At 36.5% G+C, this 18,283-nt stretch carries 20 protein-coding genes and 1 riboswitch; of the genes, 8 read left to right on the top strand and 12 right to left on the bottom strand.

Going from position 1 to position 18,283, the window contains the following annotated elements; all coding sequences use genetic code 11:
* Positions 1 to 9 precede the first annotated feature (9 nt).
* Positions 10 to 1,086: a glycine cleavage system aminomethyltransferase GcvT gene (gcvT, locus tag PZ898_RS24260; protein WP_277694456.1), complete on the top strand. Its 1,077-nt coding sequence runs from the start codon at positions 10 to 12 to the stop codon at positions 1,084 to 1,086.
* Between the two features lie 68 nt (positions 1,087 to 1,154).
* Here gcvT and PZ898_RS24255 read toward each other — a convergent pair whose 3' ends face one another.
* Both PZ898_RS24255 and PZ898_RS24250 read right to left on the bottom strand, forming a co-directional pair.
* Entirely contained in the window at positions 1,155 to 1,604 is a 450-nt protein-coding gene (locus PZ898_RS24255; RefSeq protein WP_062670887.1) for a hypothetical protein, read from the bottom strand.
* A 5-nt stretch (positions 1,605 to 1,609) separates the two neighbouring features.
* Positions 1,610 to 1,963 (bottom strand): ArsC/Spx/MgsR family protein, encoded by a 354-nt coding sequence (locus PZ898_RS24250; RefSeq protein WP_062670889.1) that lies wholly within the window; start codon positions 1,961 to 1,963, stop codon positions 1,610 to 1,612.
* A gap of 121 nt (positions 1,964 to 2,084) precedes the next feature.
* On the opposite strand from PZ898_RS24250, the gene PZ898_RS24245 reads away from it, so the two are divergent.
* The 5 genes from PZ898_RS24245 to PZ898_RS24225 all read left to right on the top strand — a co-directional run bounded on the left by PZ898_RS24245 (position 2,085) and on the right by PZ898_RS24225 (position 7,353).
* Positions 2,085 to 2,552 (top strand): acyl-CoA thioesterase, encoded by a 468-nt coding sequence (locus tag PZ898_RS24245; protein ID WP_002980508.1) that lies wholly within the window; start codon positions 2,085 to 2,087, stop codon positions 2,550 to 2,552.
* Positions 2,553 to 2,636: 84 nt separating this feature from the next.
* A complete protein-coding gene (locus tag PZ898_RS24240) occupies positions 2,637 to 3,476 on the top strand; it encodes a GLPGLI family protein (RefSeq protein WP_277694455.1) in 840 nt (279 codons plus the stop codon).
* A 200-nt stretch (positions 3,477 to 3,676) separates the two neighbouring features.
* Positions 3,677 to 3,744, top strand: a riboswitch (Fluoride riboswitch).
* A 31-nt stretch (positions 3,745 to 3,775) separates the two neighbouring features.
* Positions 3,776 to 5,083 (top strand): voltage-gated chloride channel family protein, encoded by a 1,308-nt coding sequence (locus PZ898_RS24235; protein WP_277694454.1) that lies wholly within the window; start codon positions 3,776 to 3,778, stop codon positions 5,081 to 5,083.
* 311 nt (positions 5,084 to 5,394) lie between these two features.
* Positions 5,395 to 6,270 (top strand): LysR family transcriptional regulator, encoded by an 876-nt coding sequence (locus PZ898_RS24230; protein ID WP_062670891.1) that lies wholly within the window; start codon positions 5,395 to 5,397, stop codon positions 6,268 to 6,270.
* Between the two features lie 147 nt (positions 6,271 to 6,417).
* Positions 6,418 to 7,353 (top strand): putative sulfate exporter family transporter, encoded by a 936-nt coding sequence (locus tag PZ898_RS24225; RefSeq protein WP_277694453.1) that lies wholly within the window; start codon positions 6,418 to 6,420, stop codon positions 7,351 to 7,353.
* A gap of 79 nt (positions 7,354 to 7,432) precedes the next feature.
* On the opposite strand, the gene PZ898_RS24220 is transcribed toward PZ898_RS24225, so the two are convergent.
* The 8 genes from PZ898_RS24220 to PZ898_RS24185 all read right to left on the bottom strand — a co-directional run bounded on the left by PZ898_RS24220 (position 7,433) and on the right by PZ898_RS24185 (position 13,716).
* Positions 7,433 to 7,615, bottom strand: a complete 183-nt coding sequence (locus tag PZ898_RS24220) for a hypothetical protein (protein WP_062670895.1) — start codon at positions 7,613 to 7,615, stop codon at positions 7,433 to 7,435.
* Positions 7,616 to 7,783: 168 nt separating this feature from the next.
* Positions 7,784 to 9,025, bottom strand: a complete 1,242-nt coding sequence (locus PZ898_RS24215; RefSeq protein ID WP_123278000.1) for an MFS transporter — start codon at positions 9,023 to 9,025, stop codon at positions 7,784 to 7,786.
* A 73-nt stretch (positions 9,026 to 9,098) separates the two neighbouring features.
* Complete coding sequence (gene rny, locus PZ898_RS24210) at positions 9,099 to 10,664, bottom strand: ribonuclease Y (protein WP_062670898.1); 1,566 nt, start codon at positions 10,662 to 10,664, stop codon at positions 9,099 to 9,101.
* Between the two features lie 233 nt (positions 10,665 to 10,897).
* Positions 10,898 to 11,185, bottom strand: coding sequence for a cell division protein ZapA (locus PZ898_RS24205; protein WP_034695967.1), 288 nt, complete (start codon positions 11,183 to 11,185; stop codon positions 10,898 to 10,900).
* Complete coding sequence (locus tag PZ898_RS24200) at positions 11,185 to 11,487, bottom strand: hypothetical protein (RefSeq protein WP_034695970.1); 303 nt, start codon at positions 11,485 to 11,487, stop codon at positions 11,185 to 11,187. Before PZ898_RS24200 ends, PZ898_RS24205 begins: the two co-directional genes overlap by 1 nt.
* Positions 11,488 to 11,625: 138 nt before the next feature.
* On the bottom strand, positions 11,626 to 12,408 hold the full coding sequence (locus PZ898_RS24195) for a porin family protein (RefSeq protein ID WP_034695972.1): 783 nt from the start codon (positions 12,406 to 12,408) through the stop codon (positions 11,626 to 11,628).
* A gap of 3 nt (positions 12,409 to 12,411) precedes the next feature.
* Entirely contained in the window at positions 12,412 to 13,074 is a 663-nt protein-coding gene (gene ubiE, locus PZ898_RS24190) for a bifunctional demethylmenaquinone methyltransferase/2-methoxy-6-polyprenyl-1,4-benzoquinol methylase UbiE (RefSeq protein WP_238590583.1), read from the bottom strand.
* 72 nt (positions 13,075 to 13,146) lie between these two features.
* Entirely contained in the window at positions 13,147 to 13,716 is a 570-nt protein-coding gene (locus tag PZ898_RS24185) for a hypothetical protein (protein WP_062670900.1), read from the bottom strand.
* Between the two features lie 101 nt (positions 13,717 to 13,817).
* On the opposite strand from PZ898_RS24185, the gene PZ898_RS24180 reads away from it, so the two are divergent.
* Together PZ898_RS24180 and PZ898_RS24175 are read left to right on the top strand one after the other, a co-directional pair.
* Positions 13,818 to 14,891 carry a ketoacyl-ACP synthase III gene (locus PZ898_RS24180; RefSeq protein ID WP_062670902.1) on the top strand — a complete coding sequence of 358 codons (1,074 nt, stop codon included), beginning with the start codon at positions 13,818 to 13,820 and terminating at the stop codon, positions 14,889 to 14,891.
* A 64-nt stretch (positions 14,892 to 14,955) separates the two neighbouring features.
* The gene (locus PZ898_RS24175) at positions 14,956 to 16,161 is read left to right on the top strand and encodes a metallophosphoesterase (RefSeq protein ID WP_277694452.1); all 1,206 of its coding nucleotides are present in this window, start codon (positions 14,956 to 14,958) and stop codon (positions 16,159 to 16,161) included.
* A gap of 136 nt (positions 16,162 to 16,297) precedes the next feature.
* On the opposite strand, the gene PZ898_RS24170 is transcribed toward PZ898_RS24175, so the two are convergent.
* Both PZ898_RS24170 and PZ898_RS24165 read right to left on the bottom strand, forming a co-directional pair.
* On the bottom strand, positions 16,298 to 17,050 hold the full coding sequence (locus PZ898_RS24170; protein WP_277694451.1) for a polysaccharide deacetylase: 753 nt from the start codon (positions 17,048 to 17,050) through the stop codon (positions 16,298 to 16,300).
* A gap of 84 nt (positions 17,051 to 17,134) precedes the next feature.
* Positions 17,135 to 18,100, bottom strand: a complete 966-nt coding sequence (locus PZ898_RS24165) for an NAD-dependent epimerase/dehydratase family protein (RefSeq protein ID WP_062670908.1) — start codon at positions 18,098 to 18,100, stop codon at positions 17,135 to 17,137.
* Positions 18,101 to 18,283: the final 183 nt, after the last annotated feature.

Raw genomic sequence — 18,283 nt, 5'->3', positions numbered from 1 at the left:
AAATTAAATATGAAGAAAACAGCCTTGTACGACAAACATGTTTCTTTGGGAGCTAAGATCGTACCTTTCGCAGGTTTTGAAATGCCTGTTCAATATTCAGGGGTTACAGAAGAGCACTTTGCCGTAAGAGAAAAAGCAGGATTATTTGATGTTTCCCACATGGGACAGTTTTTCATCGAAGGGCCGGGTTCAAAAGACCTTTTGCAGTATGTAACTACTAATAATGTAGATGCACTTGAAAACGGAAAAGCTCAATATTCTTGCCTTCCGAACGAAAACGGCGGAATTGTAGATGACCTTATCGTTTACAAGATGGAAGATGACAAATATTTTGTAGTAGTCAACGCATCCAACATCGACAAAGACTGGAATCATATTTCAAAATACAATACTTTCGGGGCTAAAATGACCAATGCTTCTGATGAAATGTCATTACTGGCAGTTCAGGGGCCTAAAGCTACTGAAATTCTTCAAAAGCTTACGGACGTAAATCTTTCAGAAATTCCTTACTATCATTTTACAGTAGGAACTGTTGCCGGAGAAAATGATGTGATTATTTCAAACACAGGATACACAGGAAGCGGTGGTTTTGAGATTTATTTCAATAACGGAAGTGCTGAAAAACTTTGGGATGCCGTAATGGAAGCAGGTAAAGAAGAAGGAATCATTCCTTGCGGATTGGCTGCCAGAGATACTTTAAGATTAGAAAAAGGATTCTGCCTGTACGGAAATGATATAGATGATACAACGTCTCCGATTGAAGCCGGTTTAGGATGGATCACTAAGTTTGACAAAGACTTCGTTTCTAAAGATGTTTTCGCAAAACAAAAAGAAGAAGGGGTTACAAAAAAACTAGTAGGTTTCGAATTGACAGACAAAGGAGTTCCAAGACATGATTATCCTGTAGTGGATGCTGAAGGAAATGTAATCGGGAAAGTAACTTCCGGAACACAGTCTCCAATGAAAAAAGTAGGTTTAGGTCTTGCTTATGTAGACAAACCTCACTTCAAATTAGGTTCTGAAATCTTCATTCAGGTAAGAAACAAGAACATTCCTGCAAAAGTGGTAAAAGCTCCTTTTGTATAATCTGTTCAAAAGATATAAGAAATAATAAATCAGCCCCGCAATTTTTGCGGGGCTGATTTTATAAAATTTTAGTGTGAAATATATTTTACCAGGGAAGCTCCATTTTCAAGATTCAAATTGAGCCTTTCAATGAAAAAGCGGACATCTTTTATAAAGTTGTCTTTCAGATATTCTTCTTCTATATCGTGCCCCCAGCTGATTCTTTTATAAAATTCAGGATTTTCTGCTAATGCATGTTCCAGTTCAATCAGTTTCACACGTAAAGGTTCTATACTTGTAAAACCTTCGTATTCTTCAGTATAATCCCAGAAATCCAACAAAGTAAGATCAACATTTAAAACTCTTTCGACTTGCCTTAACAGTCGATCTTCATCACCTGCATCCACATCTCCATCTCCTGTCATTATTAAGTTTAAGCCGTTTCTATGATCAAAATGGTAACGGTCTCTAAGCTCCAAATACTTTTCAAATGGTTCTTTCACATCAAAAATGAGATAGATCTCTAATCCAAATCCCATATACGCTATATCACACCAAAGAACTTCTGCAATTCTTCAACGTTCTTCTTATCATTTCCTACGAAAATCTCCTTGTCTGTCACAAAAACAGGTCTTTTAAGGAAAGTATAATGATCCAGCAGTAACTCTTTAAAATCTTTCTCTGTCAAAGACTTTACATCCAGCCCTCTCAATTTAATCTGAGTGGATTTTTTACTGAATAATGCTTCGTATGATTTTGTTTTCTTATGCATTTCCGCCAATTCCTCTTTTGTGATGGGCTCTTTTTTAATTTCGCGAAGTTCCCAGCCTGTAAGGTCAAATTGGGCTAAAATTTTTCTACATGTATCACAAGTGTTGAGATAAAATACTTTCTTCATTACGGGTTCTAAATCTGTTATGGGTTAAAATTCTCTTTCATTGAAAGTTTCGTCTTTCAAAAGTAGGATTTAATCTAAAACTTTGGAAATTATTAAATAACTTTATTCAAATTTTATAAAGATGCAGAACAAGCCTATTACTTTTCAGTTTATTTCGGAGCCTTCAGATGTTAATTACGGAGGAAATGTACACGGAGGAAGTGTTATGAAATGGATTGACCAGGCCGGTTATGCATGCGCGACAACCTGGAGTGGTAATTATTCTGTCACTGTTTATGTAGGCGGAATTCGTTTTTATGATCCTATTAAAATCGGGGAAGTAGTAAAAGTAGACGCTCAGGTGATCTATACCGGAACTTCAAGCATGCATATTGCCATCAATGTTTTTTCAAGAAATTTAAAACAGCCCAACTTTGAGAAGAAAACACATTGTATTATTGTATTTGTAGCTGTGGATGAAAATGGAAAAAAACTCCCTGTTCCAAAATGGACACCGGAAACAGAGGAAGAAAAACAGCTTGAAATGTATGCCAAACGCCTGATGGAGCTGAGAACGCAGATTGAAGATGAAATGAAACCTTTTTTGTAAGAGCGGGTTTCGGGATGCGAGATTGCAGGATTTGAGGTTTAAGGTTTTGGGAAACCAGTAACAAAAAACAACCAATCATATGATATGAAAAGTTTTTTTACTTTAACAGCATTGCTTGTAACAGCTTTGGTGCAGTCTCAGACACACCGGTTTATTTATGATCTTCAGTATAAAATGGATTCTACCGAGGCTGGATATGAAAAAGTGAATATGATCCTCGATATCACTCCGAAGGAAGTAAAATTCTATGGGAAAGATCTCGCCATCAGAGACTCACTGAATAAAAAATTCGGAACGAACTTCAGCTATACTGATATGACCGGACAGGTAGTTAAAAGAAAGATCAATTCTTTTGATAATGAAAATTTCATCAATATTAAAAACGGATATTATACATTTAAAACTATAGATAAGATCAATTGGACGATTGCTGATGAGATAAAAAAGGTAGAAAACTATACTTTACAAAAAGCAACTACAAAATTTGGAGGGAGAAGCTGGACGGCCTGGTTCTGTAAAGATATTCCATTTAATGAAGGGCCATTTAAACTGCGTGGATTGCCCGGTTTAATCTTTGAGCTATCAGATGCTAAGAAAAATTTCCTTTATACGCTCGTTAAAAGCAGAGAACTTCCGGAAGTTTCCCCTACTTCAGATTTCCTGGAATCCAGCTTTGGTAATAAAGCAATTCCTATTAACGAAAAGCAAAAACATAAGCTGCTTATGGAGTTTTATAATGATCCTTTTGCTTTTGAAAGAAATAATATCAGCAAATCCAATAATGACCTTAGAATTAATATCAACGGAAAGGAAATTCATAATGTTGATGAACTGAATACGCAAACCAAAAGCATGCAGGAGGTTATCAGAAAATATAATAATCCGATTGAAATCAATAAGGCGATGCATTATCCGGTATATTAAAGCTATGGTTATTTTAAGTTTGGGCTAAAGCCAATGGGATTTAAAATTTATTTGGCTGGGCTAAAGCCCACCCCTATTGAATTTTAACAATAAGATCTTTTATCTTTTATCTTTTATCTTTTATCTTTTATCTTTTATCTTTTATCTTTTATCTTTTATCTTTTATCTTTTATCTTTTTACCATAATTCATATATTTGCATCATCAAAAGGAAATGGTGTTCTTCCTTACCCAACCGCTTTACAAAAGCTGATGACGCCTGATTAAAAGATTATTAACAAATAACTAATCAGGATTACTATGTCAAAAAGTCAAAGAACACCAAGTAAAAAAGCAATTTTTCATACTCGTTTTTTCTTCAGAAAATTTCCGGCAGTTCCTTATATTTTAAAATGGCTGTGTATCAGTATCATCATTGGTATATTGGTAGGAACCGCTTCTGCGGGATTTCTTCAGTCATTGGAATGGGCCACCCGTTTCAGAGAAAATCATCTCTGGCTGATTGCTTTACTTCCTGCTGCAGGATTTCTGATAGGGCTTCTTTATTATTATTTCGGAAAAGATGTGGAGGCTGGAAATAACCTGTTGATTGATACCATCCATGAACCCAAGGGAATTATTCCTTTTAAAATGGCTCCTTTTGTCTATCTGGGAACAATTGCAACGCATTTTTTCGGAGGTTCTGCGGGCCGTGAAGGAACAGCTCTTCAGATGGCGGGTGCCATCGCGGATCAGCTCACCAGGCCTTTTAAACTTGACAGAAATGAAAGAAAAATATTAATTATTGCTGCTATTGCTGCCGGATTTGGCTCCGTTTTCGGAACACCACTGGCAGGAGCCGTTTTTGGTCTTGAAGTTTTTCTGATCGGAAGGATTCGTTACAATGCAATCTTTCCGGCATTTGCTTCCGCAATTCTGGCAGACTGGGCTACCAATCTATGGAATGTAAAACATACCCATTACCATATTGATTTTATTCCGAAACTTGAATTTTTACCAATTCTATACAGCATTCTGGCAGGAATAGCTTTTGGAATCTGCGCGGCTGCTTTCAGTAAAATCATCCACTGGATGGGCTCTGTCTTTAAATCAAATATCAAATACCCTCCGCTTCGTCCTGTAGTGGGAGGAATTATTATAGCACTTGCCGTTTTTGCGATGGGAACAACCCGTTATATCGGACTGGGCGTTCCTATAATTATGGAATCTTTTGAAAAGCAGCTTCCACTGTATGATTTTGCTTTAAAAATGATTTTTACCATTGTTACCCTTTCAGCCGGATTTAAAGGTGGAGAAGTGACACCCTTGTTCTTCATTGGTGCTACCTTAGGCAGTGCTTTATCACTTTTCATCCCATTACCGTTCGGATTATTGGCAGGAATGGGATTTGTAGCCGTATTTGCCGGAGCTACCAATACTCCTTTGGCCTGTATGCTGATGGGAATTGAATTATTCGGAGCAGAATGCGGTGTATATGTAGCTATTGCGTGTGTCGTTTCTTATCTTCTTTCCGGTCATAACAGTATTTATACAAAACAAAAGATTGGAGAGGCAAAAAACAGAAGATTTGAAAGTCAGCAGGACAAGTCTGTTTCGGATTTTTTATAAGGGATTTCGAGATGCAGGGTGCGGGATGTGGGATGCGAAGTGCGAGGAGCGGGGTCACAATTATTTGTTTATTTTGTTGCTGGATGCGGTATGCTGGTTTTTATTAGTTCTCAGTTCTTCATTTATAACATCTTAAACCTGAAATCCCGAAACTCGCACCACGAATCCCACACCACGAAACCCGAATCCCGAATCCCCGATCTCTCAAATACTAAGACTCCGAAACTCGCAACACGCATCTCATTACCCTCAAACCCTCCCACTCTCAAACTCCCTTCATCATTTCCAACTATAATTCGTAATTTTACCCCATGTTCGATTACAGATTAAAAGTTTTCCATACGGTGGCTACCCGATTAAGCTTCACCAAGGCTTCAGAGGAGCTACACATCTCACAACCTGCTGTCACTAAACATATTAAAGAAATTGAAACTCAGATAGGTGCTAAGCTATTTGACCGTAAAGGAACTTCTATCCAGCTGACCCAAAGCGGAAAAATTCTGTTTGAACATGCAGAAAAGATCAGAAACATCTATCGTGATATGGAGTTTGAGATCAGCCAGATCAGCCAGCAGCATAAAGGAAAACTGATTATCGGGGCGAGTACAACTATAGCACAGTATATTTTACCGGAGATTTTAGCCAAATTCAATTCGTATTATAAAGATATTAAGATTGAATTGCTGACAGGAAATACAGAAACAATCTCAACGCTTTTAAAAGAAGAAAAAATTGATCTCGGTATCATTGAAGGAGAATCACAGTCTTCTTATTTCGAGTATAAAACGTTTAAGCCCGATGAAATTGTTCTGGCGGCAAAGTCAGATCATCCTCTTACTCATAAAACTTTAAACTTAAAAGATCTTTACCAACTGGATCTGGTCTTCAGAGAACAAGGTTCCGGGACACTTGAATTCATCCAAAACAGGCTTAAAGAAAAGGAAATCAATATCCATGAATTGAATACTGTTATGCAATTGGGAAGCAGTGAAAGTATCAAAAATTATCTTCTTCATTCGGAATGTATGGCGTTTCTTTCTATCAGTACTATCTTAAATGAACTGAAAAACAATGTACTTACGGTCATTGACATTAAAAATTTCAGTATTGAAAGAGATTTTCATTTTATCCTGCCTAAAGGCGAACAATCTGAACTGATCAAACTTTTTTTGAGGTTTGCAGAATAAGCAATAAGCAATAAGCAATAAGCAATAAGCAATAAGCAATAAGCAATAAGCAAAGATATAACTTTTAGTTATCCAATATAACAAAATACGATTTACTTTGTAATACTATTTTCCGGACTTTTGATACTTATTTTAAAAGTTCGCATTATGAAAGATTTCATTCAAAATGAAATAACAAGGAAAGTATTTTTTATTGTTTTGGCTGTATTATGCCTTACACCTTTTATATCTTCTCCAATTGCTCTTGCTTTGGGATTTGCCCTAGCTGTTTTTATCGGAAACCCTTTTGAAAAACACCTTCATCAATATATTCATTTACTGCTGCAGATTTCAATAGTAGGTCTTGGATTCGGGCTGAAACTTGATGAAGCGCTTCATGCCGGAAAAACAGGCTTGATGCTGACTGTTGTAAGTATTGTCACCGTTATGGTTTTAGGATATTTTCTGGGAAAATTATTTAAACTGGAAAGACCTTTATCTTATCTTCTCTCCGCAGGAACTGCTATTTGTGGCGGGAGTGCTATTGCTGCTGTTTCCCCCATCATTAAACCTAATACAAAACAAATTTCTCTTGCACTGGCTATTGTTTTTACCTTAAATTCGGTTGCCTTGTTTGTATACCCTGCAATAGGACACCTGCTGAATCTTTCACAGGAGCAGTTTGGACTTTGGTGTGCTGTGGGAATTCACGATACGAGTTCTGTAGTAGGTGCTGCCAGCAAATATGGAGATGAAGCCTTGAAAATAGCAACTACTGTGAAATTGGCTCGTGCTTTATGGATTATACCTGTTTCACTGATTACCATGTTTATTTTTAAAAGTAAAGATTCCAAAATAAAGATTCCGTGGTTTATCGGGTATTTCATTGTGGCGATCCTTTTGAATACTTATTTCCCATATCTTGAGCGCTTCAGCACTTCAATTACTGTTCTGGCAAAATCCTGTCTGAATCTGACCTTATTTTTGATTGGTTCTACCCTTTCTATTCAAACGCTGAAATCAATCGGATTAAAACCTTTGGTTATGGCAATTATCCTATGGATCATCATAAGTGTTGGCAGTCTTCTTTACATTATCTATTAAAAAGAGCAGAACCCTTTTGGAATCAAAAGGGTTCTGCATATTAAATGTGGAAATGTTTATTTCTAATTGAAATAATTTCTTAGATCTCCCCACAAGTATAAACCTGTGGACAGCCCATATATATTGAGCAATAGTCAGGACCAGTTACAGCACCAGAGCAGCTACATCCGCAAAGAGATAAATCCGGCTTACCGCTTACTCCTCCAGTAATATTTTTTAAATCTTGTTTTCTCAGTTTTTTAGCATTTTTCATAATGTTCATGTAGTTTAGTTTTGATTAAAAATATAGTTTTAGTTACTTCTCAAAGTTAAACAAATATTAAACACTCGCAACAAAAATCAGAATAAAATTTAATAATTTATTGATTATAACTTCATTGTTATATTCAAAACAAGGATTACCAGCATCTTATTTATTAAACAAGTTAAATTATTCTGTAAATTCTAGATCTCTGTCGTGGGTTTCAGAAATGGTAAGTGAAGAGTAAAATGCAAGCCCGAATACCACTACTCCTACTATGGCAGCACTTTCTACAACAGGGAAATGCCCTTTAAGGGAATCAAAAGCGAATATCATTACCGGCACCAACCCTCTTACCATATTGGGAACAGTTGTGGTTGCAGTATTTCTTATATTCGTTCCAAACTGTTCTGCTGCCAGTGTCACAAACATGGCCCAATATCCTGTTCCAAATCCCAGCCATACACAAAACATGTAATATTTTGTTTCCGTATTTGTATTACCAAATAACATGATTGCCACCCCAACCAGAGTAAAGACCAGCATATAAAAGATGGCCATTTTTCGTGATTTTAAAGCATGAGAAATAAACCCGCTCAACAGGTCGCCGACAGAAATACCTACATAAGCCCACATAATTGCTTTTCCGGGGTTGATATCTTTTATGCCCAATTCAGGGGCAAACTGATTGGCTAAAACAGCCAGAATCCCTATGCAATACCAGGTAGGTAATCCCACTGCAATGCATTTTAAATACCTTATCAATCTGTCTTTATTGGTAAAAAAGGAGAGAAAGTTTCCTTTTGAGATGTTTTTATGCTCAAGATTCTTATAAATTCCGGATTCCGATACGCTTATTCTCAGTATCAATAACATAATTCCCATGATCCCACCGATAATGTAAGAAATATTCCATCCTCCGGCCAGCTCTACGGTAAGCTGAGCTACAACAGCACCCATTAATCCAAAACCTGCAACTACTGAGGTTCCGATAGCTCTTAAATTCTTCGGCAGACTTTCAGAAACCAGCGTAATTCCGGCTCCGAGCTCTCCGGCAAGTCCAATACCCGCAATAAATCTTAACCCGGCATATTGGTACACTAAATGCTCTTTCGGAAAATAAGGAAGAAAACCACAGGCAATATTGGCTAATGAATAAACCAAAATAGATCCAAACAGTACAGAAAGTCTTCCCTTTTTGTCTCCAAAAATTCCCCAGAATACCCCTCCTATGAGAAGTCCTACCATCTGGCAGTTCAGTATGAAGGTTCCGTCTGCATCCGGATTAAGCCCTAATGCTTTTAAACTTGGAATTCTAACGATACCGAATAAAAGAAGGTCATAGATATCTACAAAATAGCCTAAGGCAGAAATAATAACGGGAATAGAGAAAATGTACTTCAGTTTTGAAGACAGGGACAGTTCTTGCATTTTTAAGTTTTGATAAAAATAAAAAACCTTTCAATTTCTTGAAAGGTTTTTATCAAATATCTTTTTCTGATTATTATCTGGCAATATTCACAGCTCTTGTTTCTCTGATTACTGTTACTTTTACCTGTCCCGGATAAGTCAGTTCATTCTGGATTTTCTCAGAGATATCGTAAGAAAGCTGAGAAGCTACTTCGTCATTTACTTTTCCACTCTCTACCATTACTCTCAGTTCTCTACCTGCCTGAATTGCATAAGCACTGGATACTCCATCGAAGCTTAATGCTGCAGATTCAAGATCTTTTAATCTTTGAATATAAGATTCCAATACCTGTCTTCTTGCTCCCGGTCTAGCTCCAGAGATCGCATCGGCAACCTGAATGATCGGAGATAATAACGATTTCATTTCAATTTCGTCGTGGTGAGCTCCAATAGCATTTACTACTTCAGGATTTTCACCGTATTTCTCAGCCCATTGCATTCCTAATAATGCGTGTGGTAATTCTGATTCCTGCTCAGGAACTTTACCGATATCGTGTAAAAGACCTGCTCTTTTGGCTAATTTAACGTTTAATCCTAATTCAGCAGCCATGGTTGCAGCAATGTTGGCTACTTCTCTTGAGTGCTGCAGTAAGTTTTGTCCGTAAGAAGAACGGTATTTCATTCTACCTACAATTTTGATCAGTTCAGGGTGTAATCCGTGGATTCCTAAATCAATGATGGTTCTCTTCCCTACTTCAATGATTTCCTCTTCGATCTGTTTTCTAGTTTTTTCTACTACTTCTTCGATTCTTGCCGGGTGAATTCTACCATCGGTTACCAATCTGTGAAGGGATAGTCTTGCAATCTCTCTTCTTACAGGATCGAAACATGAAAGAAGGATAGCTTCAGGAGTATCATCAACGATAATTTCTACTCCGGTTACTGCTTCTAAAGCACGGATATTTCTACCTTCTCTACCGATAATTCTACCTTTTACTTCATCAGACTCGATGTTGAAAACGGATACTGAATTTTCGATTGCCTGCTCGGTTCCAATTCTCTGGATCGTTTGAATAACAATTTTTCTTGCTTCATTCTTGGCATTCAGCTGAGCTTCTTCCATGATGCTCTGAACATGTGCCTGCGCTCTTGTTTTTGCCTCAGCTCTCATAGTTTCCACCAATTCTGCTTTAGCTTCCTCTGCAGTATAATTAGAGATTTTTTCTAGTATTTCTACTTTTTTGGCAGTAGCTATATCTAATTCCTGCTGTTTTCTGTCCAGAATTTCGTTCTTCTTAGCATAATCTGCAATCTGCTTGTCTAAGTCTTTTTCAAGCTTTCCAGTCTTGCTAAGTTCATCATTCAGCTTATGCTCTTTGTCTTTTGTTCTCTTTTCAACTTCCTGCATTTTCTTTTCACGGGATTGAATGTCAGCGTCATGCTGTGATTTCAATTCCAGGAATTTTTCTTTAGCCTGAAGATTCTTTTCTTTCTTTATGGATTCAGCCTGAACATTGGCTTTTTCTATAAGGTTTTCGGCATTTTTCTTGGCATCATCTATGATGAATTTTGCTTTAGTATTCAGAGAACTTCTGGAAAAAAATATTCCCACTACAGCTCCGATTACTAAACAAACAACACCGACTATAACTTCTATCATAATTTATATTGAGTTTTAATTGTATTCATATCCTTGTTCAATAAAAAAAGCCCACAATAATCCAGAGATTGAGAGTAAACTCCTAATCAACACGATTTGAACTGATTTCCACTGTCTGTAATCCGGAAGTCCGGCACGCCATTCGATGGACATTTGTTCGGTAATTGTTTAGCGTTGAGTTTACCTTTAATGTGTTAGAATTATTGTAGGCAGTACTTTTCAGGAAAAAAAATCTATTTCCCGATTTCATTCAACGACTGATTAATCTGCGTTAATCTTTCGTTGGTTGAATTAATATTTTTTTCGTAGTTCAGAGAAACTACTTCTGCATTGGTTCCCAGTTTAAGGGCACACATTGCCAAAGCATCCTGTTTATCTCTTACATCGAAATTCTGTTCAAAATCTTTAATCATATTCTCGATCTGCTTCCCTACTTTACGCAAAGTTTCTTCCTCTGCTGCCGGTACGTTCAGCGGATACACTCTTCCTGCAATGTTGACGGTTATTCTCCTTACCTCCATTATAATCCACTGTTTTGAAGCTGAGCAATACAGAAATCAATTTCTTTCACCAATCTGTTGATATGGTTTTTCATTAACCTATTGTGTTCAGGATTTCCTGATATTGCTGAATAAAGTTTTATATTTTTTTGTTCTTCTGCTAATACCTGATTCTTTCTTCTTTCCTCATCATATTTCTTCTTCAACTCTTCATGCTCAAAATTTAATTCTTTTAAATTTTCCGTAAGATTTTTATAGTTCTTTTGCAGAGTCGAAATCTTTCTCTCTAATTCTGAAAAATTGTTTTCTAAATCTTGAAGCATTTCAGGTTTGTATATTCTAACTAAAAGCAAAAATAAAAAAATAATAACACTAACAAAAATAAAACACTCTATATTTTGATATAACAATAAAAAAGGAGGCGCCAGTGCACCTCCTGTGTATTTTTTGACACCATATTTTTATTCAAATTTCAGAACGAACATTACCGCTCTTGTCTGCAGTGTAGAGATCGCAGATGACCAGTAAGGAGGTGTAGTAGCATTGTCCGCCACTTTCTCATTGTTCATGAAGAATGTTCCTCTTACGGCAGGAGTCAGTTTAAACTTGTTGAAATAAAACTGAATTCCCATTTCTGCAGACCATGCAAAGTTGTGCGTTGTAGATCTGTAGATTCCCTGCATGTTGTCATCTGTGGAACTTGAGTTAGACTGAAGGTTTACAACATAGTTCACCCCTGCAGCAACGTAAGGCCTTGAGTTGTACCATCTTTGACCATGAAGTTCCAGAAGTACCGGAATATCAATCAAGGTAGATTTAATTTCTCTTACTTTATCCTTTTCCTGTAAAGGGAATGGCATAAAAGGAGGATTGGTTAAAGATCCACCCGCATAAATGTCATTGGATTGAGTATTAAAAGTCAACTGTCTTTGTGCAAACTGTAACCCTGGTTCTACTCTTACATCAAGATAGTCATTCAGTCTCCATTTTGCAATAAGCCCGGCACCGAAACTATAACTTTCCTTTGAGGTAACAAGGTTTTCATTATCATTCATCCCATATTTCGGATGCAAAACAATGCGGTAATCCAGTCTGTTCCCGTTCAAATAAAACCCCCAACTGAATTTCTGTTCGTCGAAATCTTCCAACTTGTCCATTCTGTTTCGGGTTCTGAATTGCGCGTTTGCAAAAACGGCAACATTTACTGAGGTTAAAACCAGTGCTTTTAATAGAAATTTATTCATAGGTTACTTTGTTGCTTTATAAATTGTGGCTATACCTAAACTTAATTTTTTATATTCAACTTTCTTAAATCCCGTATCTAAAAGAATTTGCTTCATCTTCTCCCCGAAAGGAAAAGCATTTACAGAATCCGGAAGGTATGTATACGCCCTATTATCCTTAGAAACCAATCTGCCGATGGCAGGCAATATATTTTTGAAATAAAACATATAAAATGGCCCCATGAAACCCTCAACCTTTGAAAACTCCAGTATATAAACACTTTTGTTATCTTTAACTACTCTTCTTAACTCTGCCAAACCTTTGGTAAGGTTTTCAAAATTCCTTACTCCAAATGCAACGGAAACAGCATCAAATCTATTGTCCTCGAAAGGTAAATTTTCTGCATCTCCTTTTTGCATGGAAATTTTGCCGTCTAATTTAAGTTTTTTTATTTTAATAACGCCAACATTCAGCATTTGTTGTGATAAATCTAATCCAACTACTTTAGAACCGGTTCCTTTTTCAATAGTAATTGCCAGATCTCCCGTTCCTGTAGCCACATCCAGCACTTCCTGCGGATTATCATTTTTCATCCATCTTACCAGTTTATTTCTCCATAAAACATCAATTTTCATGGATAAAACATGGTTCAGAAGGTCATACTTCGGTGCAATGTTGTCGAACATATCCTCTACCTGGCTTTTTTTGGTAGCCTCTGAATTGTAGGGAGTAACTTTGGTGATATCTTTTGTCAAAACTTAAAACTTGTAATATTCTTTGTAATAATTTAGGTAATCCTGCTTTCTGAAGATTTTGGATCGTGATTCCACTTTCTGGATATTTTTGATCACTTTGTCATAGTCTTCATCTACATTGTAATAAAAATCTTCTGTGTAAAGCTTATTGAAGCGTCTTGCTCCTCCGTAATAATCCTTTCCGTCGATAACCGTTTTATCAAGTGCTGTCAGCAACGAATCTTTTTTAAGATTATATCCGTAATACTGATCATTTACGTAGTAATCCTGGTGGGTAATATTAATCAGACCACGAAGTTTATTGACTTCAAATGCTGAATCGTAAAGCATTTTCTTGTTCTGATCAAAAACCTGAATAGAGTTTTTCCCTTTATTCAAATCCACATGCACATACTGCCCCGCTGAAATAATTCCTTCAGATCCGTTATTGATCTTAAAGTAATACGTATTCGGGGTAGGATTATCTACCACATAATAATTCTTCTTGGCTAAAAAAAGGAAGTAGATCCCAAAGGCAACGATAAACGCCACAGCTGCAATAAGTAAGCCTTTTAAGGACGAGTTGTTTTTCATAGATTGTAAAGTACAATTTTTGCAAATTTAATAATATTTTTAATTCTCCGTTATTAATATTAATTATTAACTTTGCATCTTTAAAAAAATCATATAAACGAATGCCGAATACGATCATTATTGGCTCTGGATCTTATATTCCGAACAGAGTTATTGGTAGAGATTACTTCATGAATTCCGAGTTTTATACTGAAGACGGAGTAAAGATTGAAAAGCCTGTGGAAGAGACCATTGCGAAATTTGTAGAGATTACAGAAATCGAAAACAGGAGATTCATTGAGGATGATCTTTCCAATTCACAAATCGGTTATGAAGCTGCAAAAATCGCCCTTGAGGATGCAAAAGTAGACGGCGAACAACTGGATTATATCATCTATGCAAGCAATTTCGGGGAAGTTACAGAACACGGATATGCTGATTTTATGCCTACAATGGCAGCGAGAGTAAAGAATAAACTGGGAATCAAAAACAGAAAATGCGTAACATATGATATGCTTTTCGGATGTCCGGGATGGGTGGAAGCTATGATTTTGGCGGATAACCTTATTAAAGCTAAAGTAGCTAAAACAATTCTTGTTATAGGAGGGGAAACTTTAAGCAGAGTAACAGATCCACATGACAGAAACAGAATGATCTTTGCAGACGGTGCAGGAGCTGTAGTAGTAAAAGCAACAGATGAAGAGAATGTAGGGATTATTGCCCACAACACGATTTGTGACAACGGACCTGAATTAAATTATCTTGAAAACCAACCTTCCATCAATAAAGAAGTAGATCAAAAACGCCTATATGTAAGAATGTTAGGAAGAAAAATCTATGAATACGCTCTAAAAAATGTACCGGTTGCGATCAAGGATACCATTACTGATGCCGGTCTTTCTATTGAAGATATAGACAAAATCTTAATTCACCAGGCAAACGCTAAAATGGATTATGCTATGATTGAAAGACTTCACAGACTTTATGATGTAAAAGAATACGATCATGCCATCTCTCCTATGACGATCCAGGATCTTGGAAATACTTCTGTAGCAACAATTCCTACTATGTATGATTTAATAATTAAAGGAAAAATGGAAGGTCAATCGTTTAAAGATAATGGTAACATTGTAATGACTTCGGTAGGTGCCGGAATGAACATCAATGCTATCGTTTATAGATTTCCTAAAAAGTAATATTTAAACCATTAAAATATAAAAGCACAGGGAAGTTTATTCTTTGTGCTTTTTTTGATCAGACATGCAAAAGAATTTTTTAATCATCGCCGGAATCTTCCTTTTTTTGGAAGTGTATATTTATCAGGCCATCAGAACACTTACCGATAATTTCTGGATCAGAATCGGATATTGGATAATTTCTTTGGTTGTGTACGGGATTTTCGCTTACGAAGTCACTCACTATCAGAGATCAGATAGAAGTATGGCAAGAACCCAGATCATGATTTCCTTATTTTTGATCTTTATCCTTCCTAAAATTTTCGTAGTTCTGTTTTTATTAATTGATGATATCATCAGAACCGGAGGTTATTTAATCGGCTTCGCCAAACCCTCCGAGAATTTCTTCCCGGAAAGAAGAAAGTTCCTGAGTCTGGTTGGATTAGGAATGAGCGGAGTACTTTCTGCTCTTTTCATAGACGGAATTACGTTTGGAAAGTACAGACATAAAGTAAGAAGAGTAAGAGTAAATTTTGCTAACCTTCCGAAAAGCTTTAAAGGATATAAAATCATTCAGATTTCAGACGTTCACAGCGGGAGCTTCTCAGATCCGGACAAATTACAGCATGCGATTAACCTGATCAACGAACAGAAACCTGATCTGGTATTATTTACCGGAGACATGGTGAACAATGTTGCAGACGAGTTCAAACCTTTTATTCCCTTGTTTTCAAAAATTAAGGCCAAAGACGGAAAATTAGCCGTGCTAGGAAACCATGATTACGGAGATTACGTGACCTGGGAATCACCTGCAGCTAAAAAACAAAACCTTGACACCTTAATCGGCTATGAAAAACAAGCTGGTTTCGACATGCTGAGAAACGAACACAGAGTCATTGAAAAAAACGGAGAAAAACTATACATTCTGGGAGTAGAAAACTGGGGATTAAAACCATTTCCTCAATTCGGAAGAATAGATGATGCTTTAAAAGGAGTGCCAGAATCCGCTACGAAGATTCTGATGAGCCACGACCCTACTCATTTTGATTATGTGGTTAAAAAGCACCCTTCAAATATCCACTTAACTCTTTCAGGGCATACCCACGGAATGCAGTTTGGTTTAGATCTTAAAAACGTAAAATGGTCACCCGTACAATACAAGTATCCAAAATGGGCTGATTTATACGAAAGTGAAGGGAAACTATTATATGTAAACAGAGGGTTTGGTGTATTAGGATACCCAGGAAGAGTGGGTGTACTGCCGGAAATTACGCTTTTTGAGTTGAGCTAGAGGTGCGGGTTTCGGGATGCGAGATTCGGGGTTCGAGTTATTATTTGCAAATTGTTTGGTTGCGAGTTACAACTACACAAAATTAAACCTTGAATTCTCTCCCTAATCCCTACAACCTAATATCTGCTACCTATCACTAAAAAATATAATCTTTCATACGGGAAGTAGCCATTTCCCTGTCATTGAGAAAAGTAAGGAGGGCATCTAACTTGTCCTCCATTTTTTTGCCCGAAAATAAGCTCCGGTAAAAAGGAATATCAAAACGGTATTTTTTGAAATCTGTAAACTGCCATGTGTTCAGATAGATCAGTACAAATTCTTCATTCTGCAAAGTTTCCAGCACCATGTTCTGGTAATATTTCATCGGCAGGATCTGAAACACGAAATCATTATAAGGAAGCTGACTGTACGGAGAAATACTTTCAGGGACAATACTTAAACCATCCTCTTCTGTAATTTCGGTATCTCTTTTGAGTCTTTTAAAAGGAAAAAGAATATTGGCATTATCGATATTGGAGACGTAATTAAATTCCATCAGCTTTAAAGTTTCCTGAGCAACTTTTACATCTTTCTGACGAATTCCTCTGATCTGTTTTTCCAAAAGATCCTGAATATTCTTCTTGGCATTTTCTATTTCTTCAGGATTTGATCCTTTATTATAAAAAGCAATTTCATGCCCTTTGGATGAAATTGCTTTTATTAAATTCTGAAGTTTTTCGGTAAGAGAAACCTCTACAAAAAAACTTGATTTGATATCATGAATATCTAAAACTCTAAGAATCGCTTTGGTATTATCTTCGGTGATTTTCAATCGCTCTTCATCAGTAATTTGAGAGCCGTTTTTTACTTCAGCCTCAATACAAGTGATGTTAAAAGTTAATAATACCATTTAAATTAAAGTTTATATAAATTCTATAATATATTAAAAATCAGATGTTAAAATCAAGAATAATTAAAGTATTACTTTATATTATTAATCCTTTCCTAATTTTACTTTCAGATTTTTAATCATATCTTTTGTCATTTCCGAAATTCCGAAATCATAAGTCAGACCCCAGTCTTTTTTCGCTACTGAATCGTCAATAGATGCCGGCCATGAATCTGCAATTGCCTGTCTGAAATCCGGGTTATAATCAATCGTAAAATCCGGAATTTCTTTTGTGATTTCTTCTGCCAATTCTTTTGGAGTAAATGACATTCCACCTAAATTATAAGAAGAACGAACTGTCAAACTTTCTTTTGGAGCATCCATTAATTTCAAGGTTGCATTAATGGCATCATCCATATACAACATCGGCATTCCTGTATTTTCGGAAATGAAACTTGTATACTTTCCGTCTTCAATCGCTTTGTAGAAAATCTCAACAGCATAGTCGGTAGTTCCACCTCCCGCAGGAGTCTTCCATGAGATCAATCCAGGATATCTGATACTTCTTACATCCACACCATATTTGTCGAAATAGTATTCACACCACTTCTCCCCTGCCATTTTAGAGATCCCATAAACAGTTGTTGGATTCAATACCACATCCTGTCCTACCTCATGCTTTGGAATTCCTTTTCCAAATACCGCGATAGAACTTGGCCAGAAGATCTTTTTAAGAAGTCCTTCTTTAGCCATTTCACAAAAATGAAGCAGTGGTTCAAGATTCAGCTTCCACGCAAAAACAGGCTGCTTTTCCGAAGTTCCGGATAAAAGTGAAGCAAGGTGATACACTGTCGTTATCTCATAATCATGAATCACCTGTCTTACCAATTGAGTATTGGTAACGTCCATTCTTTCGTAGTGTCCGGCAGAAGTAATTCCTTCCTGCCATCTGTCCAATCCTGAAGCAACAACGTTTTCCGCTCCGTGAATTTCAACAAGTCTGTTCGTAAGTTCGGTACCAATTTGTCCCAAGGCACCTGTAATCAGTATTCTTTCCGTATAGGATTCCATTTTTCAGATTTTTTTTAGAATTGTACAAAAGTAAAAAAAACATGCCAACCATAATAAAAAAGGTGTATTTAAAAAACATAGCCCTGACAAACTACAGATATTTCAATTAGATAATCTCAATGAAAGAAAAAATCAAATGCAATGATCATCAGGCTGTGATTAACTGAAAATTCAATAATTTTG

The sequence above is a fragment of the Chryseobacterium sp. WX genome, assembly GCF_029542485.1.
In the GTDB taxonomy this organism is placed as follows: Bacteria; Bacteroidota; Bacteroidia; order Flavobacteriales; family Weeksellaceae; genus Chryseobacterium; species Chryseobacterium cucumeris.
Note: the sequence above shows the minus strand (reverse complement) of the source record. Positions and strands in the feature narration are given on the sequence as shown.